Source organism: Lysinibacillus alkalisoli (assembly GCF_014643595.1).
In the GTDB taxonomy this organism is placed as follows: domain Bacteria; phylum Bacillota; class Bacilli; order Bacillales_A; family Planococcaceae; genus Metalysinibacillus; species Metalysinibacillus alkalisoli.
In genome coordinates this window covers 31,830-45,761 of sequence record NZ_BMJT01000004.1, presented here as the reverse complement: position 1 = coordinate 45,761, position 13,932 = coordinate 31,830, and the positions used below count along the sequence as shown (strand labels likewise).

Below are 13,932 nucleotides of genomic sequence, written 5' to 3'. Positions count from 1 at the left end.
AGTTTCAACGGGACTTCTTTTATTTCATAATTTTACGCACCAAACCTACACGATTATTATACGGTGGGAATAATAAATTCGTTTCTAGCTTTGTTGACTTTTGCAAAATTGATTTGGCATGGGTAAAGCTCTCAAAACTAGCCTTGCCATGATACGCCTTAACACCTGAAGGGCCCACACCACCAAATGGAAGATATGGTGTACCAACATGTGTAATCGTGTCATTAATGCAACCACCACCAAAAGATAAACGCTCTAAAAAGTATTGCTGAGCTCTGTCATGCTCTGAAAAGAAATAGGCAGCTAATGGCTTTGGTCTTTGATTAATCTCATGTATGGCAACGCCTAAATCATCATAAACTAAGATCGGTAATATCGGGCCAAAAATCTCATCTTGCATAATATCATCTTCCCATGTAGAGGCTAGTACAGTTGGCGCAATATAGCGCTCTTGTGCCTCGTAATCGCCACCTGTTAAGATCGTTACATTGTTGTCGAGATATTGCGTTAGGCGCTCAAAATGACGCGTATTAATAATGCGACCATAATCAGGGCTTTGCTGTGGTTTTTTACCATAAAATTTGCGCAATGTTGCTTTTAACTTCGCCGTGAAGGCTTCTGCCACATCGCGATGTACAAGTACATAGTCAGGCGCCACACATGTCTGCCCTGCATTTGTATATTTACCCCAAGCAATGCGCTTTGCTGCTATCGTTAAATTAGCCGTCTGATCTACGATGGCTGGACTTTTACCACCTAACTCTAATGCAATTGGTGTTAAGCGTTCTGCTGCTGCTTTGGCAACCACTTTTCCTACAGTCACACTACCTGTAAAGAAGATATAGTCAAAGGGTGCATGAATTAATGTTGTCACTTCTTCCTTTGCACCTTCCACAATAGCTACATAATGGGATTCAAAAGTTTCTTCTATTATTTTTTTCACGATAGCTGCTGTATGCTCTGCCATTTCGGAAGGTTTAACTACTGCTGTATTACCACCAACAATAGCCCCAATTAAAGGCTCCATCACTAATTGGAATGGGTAATTAAACGGCCCAATAATTAACGTAACGCCGTATGGTTCACGCACAATAAAACTTTTGCCTGGTTGGTATTGAATAGGGGTTTTTACTGCCACAGGCTGTGCCCATTCATCTACATGGTCAATCATATATGAAATACTATCTAAAACTAGCCCGACTTCTGTGGCATATGCTTCAAATGCACTTTTATGTAAATCATCATAAAGTGCTTGTAAAATCTCTTTTTCGTATTTTTGTATCGTATGTTTTAATCGCTGTAATTGCTGCTTGCGAAAAGCAATATCACGTGTTTCACCATGATAATAATAATGGCGTTGACGCTCTAATAGTTGAACAACTTGAGTTGTAAATTGTGTCATCTTCTTCACTCCTTTCATGTAGTGTATGGAAAAACCACCCCAATAAGCAAGTAAGGACTACTTCTCTTTAAAAGATTGCGGTGAACAATCGCTAAATTGCCCAAATTGTGCAGATGCTAACTCACCCTCATATACTACAACAGCGTCCTCGCTACCTGTTGAACAGTTTATAAATGTATTATTCTCACCTGATATGGTACATAAATGAGCATCAATAGCTGCACCACCTCGACGTGAGGTACACTGATTAAAATCATTATTTTTAAAGACAGCTGTTGCTTCATAAATATGAACCCCACCACTTTTATCAGCTCTGCTCTCTGCAATCGTGCAATCTTCCATTGTGACATGTACACGTTGAACCGTGCCATTACTGCGGAAGCCAAAGAAGCCTTTTGTACGCATATGAGTAGCTTCTGTACCAGCGATATATAAAGAGCCACCCTTTCCTAAAGTTGAGCAATTTGTGAAATGGCAGCGCTGTAAAATAAAATATGCACTATCTGTAAAGTAAATTGCACCGCCTCGCGCCTCATGGAAACCATTTTTAAAAATGCAATCTTGTAAATTGACTTTAGTATTTGCCACTTGCATAGCACGTACATTATTGGCCCCATTAAATACCGCATTTTGAATGGTGAAGTCTGCCATATTACGCAACGATAACATAGTCTCACTAGCATCCATTGTTGCGATAAATGTAGCATTATCCGCTTTTAGTTTGCCACCATTGACAATGATGGCACCTTGATGTCTAAACGTAATGGTCTTGCCATTTAAATCAAGCTCTGCTCCCGGCTCTACAATGATTTCACCTTCTAACAATGTAGCATGCAAAATTTTATGCTTTTGTCCTGCAAGTAATGTCAGGGAAGATAAGCGTTCTTCATAAATAAAACCTTCCATAAAATAAGATAATGCACGAAGTGGCACATCTACCTCTTGCGTTAAAGCTTCTTGTACCGCTTTGCTTGCTAAATCTTCCTTGTTACGTAACATAGCAATACGGAAACTACGTAAGAAATGTACCTCTGCGTACGATAATTGCAACAACTCCTCAAACAACAAAAGTAACTCTTGTTCTTTTTCTGTAATTTTATGGTCTTGCTGTGCGTATTGATAAAGGTCTAACATAAAGACTAATTTCTTTTCGGGGGCTTTTAAAATTTGTAAAATATTATGTATTAACCCTTGCTCTGCTTGTTGTGCTTGTGCAATCGTTTGCTTTATTAAATCTTCTGGTAATTGTAGCATTTGCATTTGTTTAACTAATTGGTTTTTTGCCATCTCACTTGGATAGCCATTCACACAAAGTAACATCGTATAACCTGTGATATATGTTTTTCTAAAGCTTAAACCCTCATTAGCAAAGGGGTGTAAATGATCAAATAATTCCTTTTTCACTTGCTTTAAATTATCTAAAATTGACAAATTCATCACCTCCTTATTTATATCGGAATGAACTTGCTTTATTTCTAGCATAGAATTTTTAGGAAAAATGGCTTATAATAAAGGTAATATAACGTTAGGAGTGATAATTATGAAAAAACAAAAACCTGTTACAAACATCATGATTGATTACAAACAACGTATGACAAAACAAGAATTAGCTACTTTATTGCACACCATTGCTGATAAACTAGAACAAGATGGCAAATTCACTTTAACACAAGGTGATCAAACACATGAGATTGAGCCATCAGCCTCACCCCTTGTTGAAGTGGAATATCGCGAAAAATCTGGAAAATACAAATTTGAACTTGAATTAGAGTGGCGTCCAAATGATACGAAACGTTCATTAACGATTGAATGATAAAAAAGTACCACAGAGAAGAAATTTCTCTTGGTACTTTTTCTTTTAAATATGAATGCCTTGACCATATACCTCTCTCGCTGCATCTGCAATATGTTCAGACATTGTAGGGTGAGGGAATATCATATTAGCAATCATTGTAACATCTGCACCCGCTGTTTTAGCAGCTAAAATAGCATTTAATAACTCCGTTGATTTATCGCCCATCACACATGCACCTAAAATGCGCTGTGTCGTTCTAGATACAATAAGTTTAACAAAGCCTTCCGTATTCCCTTCCATTAATGCCTTTGGGTTAGTACGTAATGGTAACTCAATCATTTTATACGGCTCTTTAACTTCATGTGCAAGTAGGCCAAACGTTGCAATTTCAGGGTGTGTATACACACAACGTGGAATCTCATCTTGCTGCACAGGCTTTGGATTGCGCCCTAATAAATAATCAACAACATGCACACCTTCTGCACTAGCAGAGTGCGCTAATTGAAAACCACCTGTAATATCACCAATTGCAAATACATGTTTTCGTGATGTCTCGCCATGTTCATTTGTTTGAACAAGTCGACCATCAAATGCTAATGCTAAGCTTTCAGCTAACTCAACATTTGGGCGTCTTCCCGTCGCAAATAATACATGTTCAAAGGGAAATACACCAATTGAAGTGTAAATCTTATTTTTCTCAAAGCGCTCAAATGTAAAATCTCGCACTAATTCAATCCCTAACTCTTCCATGCGTTGACGAATGATTGGTCTTGCATCGGGTTCCTCTGTTTGTAAAATATCTTCACTATGATTCAATACTGTAACCTTTGTGCCAAGTGGGGCTAATGCAAATGCCATTTCAATCGCAATCACTCCACCACCAATAATAGTTAATTGTTTTGGTAACTCTGTAATGGAGAAAAATGTATCAGTCGTATCATAATCCACTTCTTCTAAACCTTTAAATGGCGGCACAAACGGTTTACTACCAGTTGCTAAAATAATATCTTTAGCATGGATGGTGTGCTCACTCACTGAAATTGTTAAATCATGTGCAATTTGAGCTTCTCCACGGAAAAATGTAATAGCATTTTTTTCAATATATGTTTCGATATTAGTTAATAATTCTTGTACAATGGTATCTTTACGTTGCATTAGCCTTGGAAAATCAATAGTTGTTTCCTCCGTATGTATACCCCATGTGCGACCACGTTCAATTGATTGCACGAGTTTACTATGTTCAAGCATAATTTTAGACGGGATACAGCCAACATTATAACAAGCACCACCCACCTCGCCTCGTTCAATAAGCGCTACCTTCATGCCATTTTTAGCAGCATGAATGGCAGCAATATAACCACCTGGACCTGCCCCAATGACTGCTAAATCAAATTTTGTCATTTTCTTCACCTCATCGCTTACGATAGCATCTTCCATTTTTCATTGCAATTATTCCCCATAAAAAAGAGCCGCCATGAGCGACTCATAATGCCTATTATGCCTCTTGATGTGTTAATTCTAGCTCCACTCGGATTTTAACATCTTTACTCACAACTACACCGCCCGTTTCTAACGCAGCATTCCAAGTCAAGCCAAACTCCTCACGATTAATTTTCGTTTCTGCCTCAAAGCCATATACCGTTTTACCATCAAAACCTTTACTTTTGCCGTTATACTCCACCTCAAATGTTACAGGTTTAGTAGTGCCTCGAATCGTGAGGTCACCTGTTAGCTCGTAGTCACTACCATCTTTAGTGATTTGGGTAGAAGCAAAGCGAATGAGTGGATAGCTCTCAACATTAAAGAAATCTGCAGAGCGCAAATGGGTATCACGGTCTTCATTACGTGTATTAATGCTTTTAGCATCAATAGCGAAGGACACTTGTGCTGTTGTTAAATCTTCTAGATCGGTTGCTTCTACCTCTGCCTCATAGTTTTCAAAAAAACCTTTTACTTTGCTTACCATCATATGTTTTACAATGAACTCAATGCTTGAATGATTGGAATCTACTACATACGTTACCATTAGTTATGCCTCCTCCGTTTGTGGTTACTGTACTATAACCACTCCTGTTGGATGTTAAACTAACGCTTCACTAATTTACCATGTACAACAAAGCGCTCATCACCATAAAACGTGCGACTAGAACAAGTAGACAATGTAATAATTTCATCTTCTACCGTCACTTCTGTTAATGCTGGGATCACAGACTTCGCCTTAATATCCTGTAAAAAAGTAGCATAGTCAATTTCATTCGCAAAATCAGTTTTAATGTAATCAAATGAAATATGTGTTTCATAGGCTGCAAAAACTTCTACAGTGTAACCTTCATACATCGTGTCGTAATAAATTGTCGGATGTTCCCTTGCGTATGTTTCATCTGCATACAAATGTAAATCGCCAAACATTGTCCCGTTGCGCATCGCATGGCCATAGATAATCGTATTATAATTGGGGCCATCTATCTTGTTACGATAGTCCATAAATATGCTACCTGCTCTACTAAAATTACCTTTATAATTATGTTCTAAATAAGCTTCATTATCTTGTGCTTGTAAAATAGGATTATCTAATTTCGTACCATCTAATGTTACCCAACCTACGATATCCTCATTAATAGTTTGTAATTGCTCAAATTGCTGACGGATATGATGTTCATTCGTTACAATTTCTTTAACAGGCTTATAAATCGCTTGTATTTCTTCTAACGAGCGATTCGTTTCATAGTATGTGTAAAAATACATAAAAAGTTTATAACCTGAAACTAAAAATATAGTTAAATACAACAATGTCAATAAAGTATGTTTGTACTTTTTCATGTTATACCCCTAATGGCACAATATAAGCACCTAATTCATCATGCTTAAATGCTACATTCACATCATAAACTTCCTTAATATTTTTGGCCGTTAATAAACTTGGCGCACCTTCTGCTACAATTTTACCTTGTTTCATCATAATTAAATGGTCACTATAACGAATCGCTTGGTTAATATCATGTAATACCATTACAATGGTTAACCCATATGTTTGATTTAACTTTTGAATTAACGCTAACAATTCAAGTTGATAATACATATCAAGATATGTGGTGGGTTCATCTAAACATAAGATTTCGGCTTTTTGAGCAAGTGCCATAGCAATCCATACGCGCTGTCTTTCACCACCTGATAACGCCTCTAAATCTGTATAACGCTTCTCTAACAGATTAGTACTCTCCAACGCCCAGTTGATCGCTTCGTTATCCGCATCCTGCGTATTGGTAAACATAGATTGATAAGGGAGCCGTCCAAATGATACAAGCTTTTCAATCGTGATATCTTTCGGTGTTTGATTTTGCTGATAGACAATAGCTAACTTTTTTGCAAATTCTTTTGGCTTGTACTGCACAATATCTTGCTCTTCTAAATAAACTTGCCCTTGCTGTGGTTTGTTCTCACGTGATAACGTACCTAGCAAAGTCGATTTCCCACAACCGTTAGGGCCTATAATTGTCGTAATCTTACCTCTAGGTATAATTGTACTAACATTGTCGACATGATTAATCTTGCCATCATGCGAAACAGTGATGTTGCTTACTTGCATAATGATCACTCTTTTCGTAATAAAAATATTAAGAAGGGGCCACCTATAATTGCCATAATCGTAGATGCTGGTATTTCTAATGGTGGCAATATGGTACGTCCTATCGTATCCGCTACTAAAATGAGTAAAGCCCCTGCTAATGCTGTATAAGGAATTAATATTTTATGGTCATAACCAACTAAACGCCTTGCAATATGCGGTACAAGTAATCCAACAAAGGCAATAACACCCGCTACTACAACTGAAATTGCTGCTAATAATACAGCTATAGCTGCAATCATTAGGCGTGCACGTGCCACATTAAAACCTAAACTTTTAGCCGTTTTATCTTGTAATACTAGTAAATTGCACCAGTGATACATGGCAAATGCTGCTAATAAACCTATCATGCCATAACTAGCAATTACTATAACATCATCCCATGTTCGCATCGTTAAATTAGAGCCTACGACACTTGTAGCTGCTACATTTAACGAACCTCCTAGACTAATAAATGCCTCTGTTAAACCTGTGAAAACAGCATTTACAGCTATCCCAACTAAGATTAACTTTAAAGGATTCAATCCCGACTTCCAAGATAATGCAAACACTAAGAAACAGGCTAATGCCCCACCTAAGAAAGCAAACAAAGGTGTAAAAAAGAATAAGGTTGGCACGACTGAAATAATGAATAACTTCATGAAAGATGCGCCTGCTGATATACCAATTACACCTGCATCTGCTAATGGATTACGCATAACAGATTGCAGTAAAACACCTGATACGGAAAGCGCAGCACCAGCAAATAACGCCACAATAATTCGTGGAAAGCGTAAATCTCGTATAGCTTCCATACGACTATCCTCTGTGAACAAATGTGTGAAGAATTCGAAAAAGCCCATTTCAATACTTCCCGTTGTTGCAGCATAACCTATAGCAACAAGGAGTAACAAAACGACAATTGAAAAATGCATTGCTTTTTTTGACATGTATAAACTCCTTAATGATAAAAAGGGCATAGAAGTTCGTAATCTCTCCTATACCCTTCCTTTTTAATCTCGATAGAAAATTTCCATCAGCTGTCCTAATGCGGTTGGTACATTTAATGAAGCAGTTGTACCAAACAAAGCCTCTTCTAAATCATATACTTTGTTATTTTTCACAGCATCAAAGTGTTTCCAAATATCATTCGTTGCAAATTCTTCGTTAAACATTTCAACGACTTCTTCTGGCATGCCATGCGCCAAACGTAAAATAATATCTGGGTTGCTATTATGCAAGTATTCGGTGTTGGAGGTTAAATATTCTTGTTGTTGATCTGCCATCACATTAATACCACCTGCACGTTTTACAAGGTCACCAATATAAGAGTTTTCTGTTGCTACTAGGTAACTTCCTGGGATCCCTAATAAAATTAATACACGTGGCCCTTCTTTTTTGCTCGCCATCATCTCTACTGCGTCTATATTTTTTTGCAGGCCCGCTATCAGTTCATCCGCTTCTTTTTTACGGTCAAATTGTTTTCCTAACTCTTCAATCTCTTGTAACATGCTATCCACACTTTGTAAGTTTAAAAATTGCACAGGGATTTTTAACTTTTCAAACTTATCTTCTAAATCATATTGTAATGTTGTGACTGACAAAACGGTCGTTGGATCTAATGATTTTACAATCTCCATGTCTGGCTCCATAGCATTACCAATTGGGTCTGCCTGATCGAAACGCCCTGGCAACTCTTTAGAAGTTTCAGGCACTGCAATCGCGTCAATATTCAATTTGTCTAAAATCTCAGCAATAACTACTGTACCTGCTACAATACGTTGTTCATCATCGGCTACTTGCTCTTTCTTAGTTGTAGCATTTGTATCTTCCGTCTCTTTTTTATTACTACATCCCACAATAATAACGAGTATTGTGGCTAAAGCTATTGCTAGCTTCCATGTCTTCATACTTTCTCCCCCGCTCTTTTCCTTAAACGAATTACTAATAATACACCCGATGCAATAAACACCATAATGCCACCTATGATTTTTGTATAATCTAGCCATGTTAATGTTGGTGGCGTTTGAACTGGTAAGTCTTGCGCTACATATGTAGTCATTTCTTCAGGCTTTGTATGTTCATCCTTTGTGCGATCAAATACTAAGTTAGCTACTTGCTCCTCAACTTGAGCTACTGGCTGTATCGCCTTAGTCATCGGATGCTGCGTTACTTTTACAGGTTGGTACAAAGCTACTTCCGCTTTTTTCTTTTCTTCAGCAGATGGCGTTTCCATTGGCTGTTCTTTAGCTCTCTTTGTTTCATCATCTGTTGTATCACTAGATGTTAAAGGGTTATCTTCATTTGGCTTCTCTGGTTGTGACGTCTCTTCACCTTCTGGCTCTTGGGGTGTTTCAGGAACACGCACACCTTTAGCTACTAGTGTAGTGTAATAATCATGATGATAATGAATAGCTTCAATATCTACTTTCACCCATGTTTGTAAAAGCTGTTGTAATAAATCAAGCGGAATATAATAAGCTCTTAGACCATCTCTCTCTTCAAATGTTGGTGTAATAAACTTATTGTTGTGCGCTATTTTGAAGTCAGTTACCCAGTCTGGTTGTAAAATAACTAGTTTAGCAAACCATGTATTACCTAAACGGATTGCTGTCATCTTATTGTCCACATATTCATTCATCACCGACAAGTCTGTACCATTATAAAAGTTAAACGCAATAAATTCTGGCTCTGGCTCTGGCTCTGGCTCTGGCTCTGGCTCTGGCTCTGGCTCTGGCTCTGGCTCTGGCTCTGGCAATTCTGCTGATGGCAATGTTGTATTGTCAAGTTTTGTAATAACTTTCTCCTTTATCCTGCCTGTTCGCAACTGCCAAGTTAATGTGGGAATGGGCTTATCACTATGAAACTGCACTACATTCTGTACAGGGTCATATGTAAAAGGTATTTTACGGTTAGCATGCCATATTTGTAATTCATCCGCTTGCCATTTTGCAGGAATTTGATAAAAGTACGTACTTTTCACGTGAACAAAAGCACGATTTTGAAAGCGTATCATACTTTCATTAGCAGATGATAAACGATTTAATTCAACTTCATAACGCTGTGACTGAGCTGACGCCTCATTTGCAATAGGAAGAAACAGCAACAGCAAAATAATGATTATATAACTTTTTTTATGCACCACTATGCTCCTTCCTCTTACAAATAATAGAGCTCCCCCTCAAAGTTTGAGAGGGAGCTATGACTATCTTATTATTTTCCCATTTGGAAATATTTAAGAGAGTTGTTTAAAATCTTTGCCATTTGACCGCGTTTTAAAGGATTGTTAGGATTCACGTATACGTGATCACCTTTTTTAGTTCCTGTTAAAATACCACCTTGATTAAGCAATGCAAATGCATTACGTGCCTCTGGCTCTGTTACTAATGCTTGGTCTGCAAAACCATCAATATTTGCACCATAGTTCAATTCTTTACCTGCAACATGATTCATGGCACGATAAATCATTAGCGCACCTTGTTTACGTGTTAATGTATTGCCTGGGTTAAACTTGTCTGATTTTTGCACAACACCAATACTCGCTAAATAATTAATAGCATTGTAACGTTCAGCATCTTGTTTTTGAATAGTAGTTAAATCTTTAAATCCTTGGTCTGCTATCGTTTCTGGCATGCCTAATGTGCGTGCTAACATTAATGCAAATTGACCGCGATTAATACTATTATTTGCATTGAATTTTTCCGCTGTAACAACAATACCTAATGCGTTAAGATTTTTTACTGCTGCTTCATGCTCTGTACCTAGCATATCTTGGAAAGGCTCAACGAATGAAAAAACAACGTTATGAGTCGTGTCATATTTAATACCCGCTGTATCTACCACTACGTGAATAGCTGCCTCCACATTACTCAAATCTGTCGTTGCAAATTGATACGTACGGATATCGCCTGCTTCTTCTGTAACAACGGCATCTTCACCATCAACTTTTAAACTCTTAATCATATCTTTACCTGATAAAGATACTTCTACAATATAAGCGTCATCATCTTCAGCTACATAAGCTGTTTTTTCAACGTATGTTGACATATAAGAAGGTGATTTACCATCTTCTTTAAATACTTTTGCTAGCATTATGTTAGCATCTAATTCTTCTACTTCTTCTGTTTCCGTGCTAGCAATAAATGTGAAATCCTGAGCAATAACACCCATTTTAGGAATATCTACTTCAATATGTGCTTTTACTGAACTATCTGGACTTGCGATAGGGAATTGAATATGACGTGTACCTGATTCACGTACCCCATCAATCACATCCACATCTACTTGCTCACCGTCACGCTCTGTCGTAAGCTTCACGACAAGTGGGTTGGATTTTTCGATAATTGTCATATCAACAAAATATTTACCATTCTTTTCAATTACTTTAGCATCTTCAAAGTGCGCCATGCCTCGTTCTGGATTTGTTGTTACAACAGCATCTTCTACTACGTTCACTACTTCTTGTGATACATTAACTGTTAAATCATAAACTTTAACTTCACCATTTGGCATATCTACGCTCACTTTGCCAGCAGTTGTGCTATTAACAGCAGCTACAGGGAATTGAATAACTCGTGTGCCTGACTCACGCACACCATCAATTACATCTACATCTACCTGCTCGCCATTACGCTCAGTTGTCACTTTTGCGATTAAAGGATTGCCACCTTCAGCAATTGTCATTTGTACATAAAACTTACCATCTTGTACAACTAATGTAGGGGAAGTGAAAAAACGTGACATAGCTTGACCAACATCTACCTTTGCCCCATCTACTACTGCTGCTTCTACAGTACTTTGTGCTGTTGTTGTTACCGCTGTTTGTGCTGATGCAAAGCTTGTTGGTACTGCTAAAGATAATGCCAATAATGATGCTAATACCGCCTTTGTCGCACGTGATTGTGTTTTTTTCATGTTGATTACGCCTCCGCTTTCGTTTTTTTATTGCGATAAAGTAAATATCCTGATCCGATCAAGGCTAAAATGATAAAGTAAGGCGCATTATCACTTGTTTGAGGATTTTTTTCTGGTGTTGCAGTCGTATTTGTTTGTGGTGTATTGCCATCTGTATTTGTTGTATCTGGCTTATCTGTTGTTGCGCCTGGTGTAGTGGCTGCATCACCATCATTTGTCGCTTCAAATACAATATCAATTGTGTATTCATGATGATAGTTAATATCCTCAACATCTACTTTTATTTTCGTTGAAACTGGTTTGGCGATGTCGTCCACTACAAACTCTACAACGCGCGTGTCAGCTCCTTTATCCTCACTGATTACTTTCGCACCACCTGGTGGGTTAAACAATGTAATCCATGAGCTATTGTTTAAAGTAATTTGAACGGTATGTTTGCCACCCTTTGCAATTACTGTTGCTGGTTTGACAAAGTAGTCGTTAGCAATAGATGGTGTGCTACTAGCTGGTTGATTCACTTGATAATTAATAGAGTGCGTACCATCTGATAATGCTGATGCTGGTAACACAAATACAAACATTGCGAACATCATCGCAGCTAACGTTGCAGTAAATTTCTTCACCATTAAACCCTCCTAATATGTTGATTCTTGTTTAGTATCCTTCAATCGAAAACAATTCTCAATTAAAGTCTCTCAGAATAAGAATAGATTGTTCTACTACACATGTCAACACCTTTCAAGTCTGTTTATGTAGTAGAAAGAACTGGCTCTTTTGTTTTCCTTTTTAATTACTCGTGAAAAGAGAGCAATTCAACTTAATATACATCAAAAAATCATCAGTTCCTATCTTACTGATGATTTTCGACAAATTAGTTAACGTTCTCTGGGTGGAAGCCATCCTTTTGTAAATAATTTTGGTGTTGCCAAATCCCCTTCTGATCTGCTTTTGCTTCTTCTTCTAACGCTTTAAACTCATCCACTAATGTATCATTTCCTTTATTAATGAAACGCACTGCTGCTAAACCTTCTGTCAGTAACTCTTCTTGCAATAAGGTACCATCTGCAAAAACATAAGCGAGTACGCGTTCATAATGGTCACGCTCTTTTCCAGAGTCAAAGACGATTTGTACTTCTCTAGCATTCATGAGTTTCTCTTTTGTATACAGTAATCCCTCTTTGGCATATGGCATCGGCTCACCTTTTTGATAATTCATCTCTGGCGTATCTACCATTAAGAAACGCACCTTCTCTTTTTTACCATCCATCTCCACTTGTACAGTATCACCATCGTATGCCTTTATAAAATCAACGGTCACTGCTTTTTTACCTGTCGCACGTTCTACTTGCTCTATGGCAATATGTTCTGATTCAGCTTCTTCTTTAGTAGGCGGCTCTTGTCCAAATACCATATATAAAGCAATAGCAATTAAAATAACGCCACCTGTAATTAATGACTTAACATCTTTCATCTTCATGATTATTCCCTCACCTATTTTATTAGTTACATTTTGTTATTTTAACACAGTTTGTTTACTAAACCATGGCTTGAAGATGAAAATATCGACAACCGTAGTGGCTGTCGATACCTTTGTGTTTCATTATGCGTGAACACGTACTTTTGGACCAAAGTCGTCAGGGTCGATCGCCGCAAAAGTTTGCCCTTTCTCCTCTAAATCTCTCCATCGATGAGCAATGCGTGATGATGCACAAGCTGCAATGCTACCTACTAAATCATCTAAAAATGTATGCACTTGACCACCTGGTACAGTGTCTAAATCTTTAATAACACCAATCTTCTCTTTGTCTAAATGACCATAAGTGGTTACTGCAATACTGCCATATGTAAAAGCTGCTCCTAATGCTACTGTTTCGTCTACACCAAACAATCCTTCATCTGATGCAATAATTTGTTGTAGCGGCGCAGATAACATGCCCTTTTCTGCCAATTCATCTAATTCAATACCAACTAATACAGCATGCTGTACTTCACGTTTGCATAATACACGCTCTACTGAACGTATACAATGTTCCATCGTTAACCCTTCATTGTATGGGCTTTGCATTTCATACACAATTTCACTAATTGCTTCTAGTGCAACCCCTCGTCTTTCTAGTGCTTGAAACGTTGCTCTTGTTACATCATCTGAATGCACAGATTGTTTTCGTTTTAACATCCTCATTGCCTCTTTTCTCTAAAATAATGTAGTGACTATTG

At 37.7% G+C, this 13,932-nt stretch carries 14 protein-coding genes; 1 reads left to right on the top strand and 13 read right to left on the bottom strand.

Annotated features, from left to right (window positions below):
- Positions 1-19 precede the first annotated feature (19 nt).
- Both IEW44_RS06590 and IEW44_RS06585 read right to left on the bottom strand, forming a co-directional pair.
- Positions 20-1,402, bottom strand: a complete 1,383-nt coding sequence (locus IEW44_RS06590) for an aldehyde dehydrogenase (protein WP_188614257.1) — start codon at positions 1,400-1,402, stop codon at positions 20-22.
- A 57-nt stretch (positions 1,403-1,459) separates the two neighbouring features.
- Complete coding sequence (locus IEW44_RS06585) at positions 1,460-2,833, bottom strand: right-handed parallel beta-helix repeat-containing protein (protein WP_188614256.1); 1,374 nt, start codon at positions 2,831-2,833, stop codon at positions 1,460-1,462.
- A 109-nt stretch (positions 2,834-2,942) separates the two neighbouring features.
- Here IEW44_RS06585 and IEW44_RS06580 point away from each other — a divergent pair, with 109 nt between their 5' ends.
- Complete coding sequence (locus tag IEW44_RS06580; protein WP_188614255.1) at positions 2,943-3,215, top strand: amphi-Trp domain-containing protein; 273 nt, start codon at positions 2,943-2,945, stop codon at positions 3,213-3,215.
- 45 nt (positions 3,216-3,260) lie between these two features.
- Here the strand turns inward: IEW44_RS06580 and lpdA are convergent, their stop codons facing one another.
- From lpdA to IEW44_RS06525, 11 genes are all read right to left on the bottom strand, one after another.
- A complete protein-coding gene (lpdA, locus tag IEW44_RS06575; RefSeq protein ID WP_188614254.1) occupies positions 3,261-4,598 on the bottom strand; it encodes a dihydrolipoyl dehydrogenase in 1,338 nt (445 codons plus the stop codon).
- A 94-nt stretch (positions 4,599-4,692) separates the two neighbouring features.
- Positions 4,693-5,223 (bottom strand): YceI family protein, encoded by a 531-nt coding sequence (locus tag IEW44_RS06570; protein ID WP_188614253.1) that lies wholly within the window; start codon positions 5,221-5,223, stop codon positions 4,693-4,695.
- Positions 5,224-5,282: 59 nt separating this feature from the next.
- The gene (srtB, locus tag IEW44_RS06565) at positions 5,283-6,017 is read right to left on the bottom strand and encodes a class B sortase (protein WP_188614252.1); all 735 of its coding nucleotides are present in this window, start codon (positions 6,015-6,017) and stop codon (positions 5,283-5,285) included.
- A gap of 1 nt (position 6,018) precedes the next feature.
- The gene (locus IEW44_RS06560) at positions 6,019-6,783 is read right to left on the bottom strand and encodes an ABC transporter ATP-binding protein (protein WP_188614251.1); all 765 of its coding nucleotides are present in this window, start codon (positions 6,781-6,783) and stop codon (positions 6,019-6,021) included.
- A 5-nt stretch (positions 6,784-6,788) separates the two neighbouring features.
- On the bottom strand, positions 6,789-7,751 hold the full coding sequence (locus IEW44_RS06555) for a FecCD family ABC transporter permease (RefSeq protein WP_188614250.1): 963 nt from the start codon (positions 7,749-7,751) through the stop codon (positions 6,789-6,791).
- 63 nt (positions 7,752-7,814) lie between these two features.
- A complete protein-coding gene (gene isdE / locus IEW44_RS06550) occupies positions 7,815-8,711 on the bottom strand; it encodes a heme ABC transporter substrate-binding protein IsdE (RefSeq protein WP_188614249.1) in 897 nt (298 codons plus the stop codon).
- Positions 8,708-9,943 (bottom strand): hypothetical protein, encoded by a 1,236-nt coding sequence (locus tag IEW44_RS06545; protein WP_188614248.1) that lies wholly within the window; start codon positions 9,941-9,943, stop codon positions 8,708-8,710. The genes isdE and IEW44_RS06545 overlap by 4 nt, the downstream gene beginning before the upstream one ends.
- A gap of 71 nt (positions 9,944-10,014) precedes the next feature.
- Complete coding sequence (locus IEW44_RS06540; RefSeq protein ID WP_188614247.1) at positions 10,015-11,715, bottom strand: NEAT domain-containing protein; 1,701 nt, start codon at positions 11,713-11,715, stop codon at positions 10,015-10,017.
- A gap of 5 nt (positions 11,716-11,720) precedes the next feature.
- The gene (gene isdC, locus IEW44_RS06535; RefSeq protein ID WP_188614246.1) at positions 11,721-12,341 is read right to left on the bottom strand and encodes a heme uptake protein IsdC; all 621 of its coding nucleotides are present in this window, start codon (positions 12,339-12,341) and stop codon (positions 11,721-11,723) included.
- Positions 12,342-12,586: 245 nt separating this feature from the next.
- Positions 12,587-13,192 carry a thermonuclease family protein gene (locus IEW44_RS06530; RefSeq protein ID WP_188614245.1) on the bottom strand — a complete coding sequence of 202 codons (606 nt, stop codon included), beginning with the start codon at positions 13,190-13,192 and terminating at the stop codon, positions 12,587-12,589.
- Between the two features lie 123 nt (positions 13,193-13,315).
- Complete coding sequence (locus IEW44_RS06525; RefSeq protein WP_188614244.1) at positions 13,316-13,891, bottom strand: phosphatidylglycerophosphatase A family protein; 576 nt, start codon at positions 13,889-13,891, stop codon at positions 13,316-13,318.
- Between the last annotated feature and the right edge of the window lie 41 nt (positions 13,892-13,932).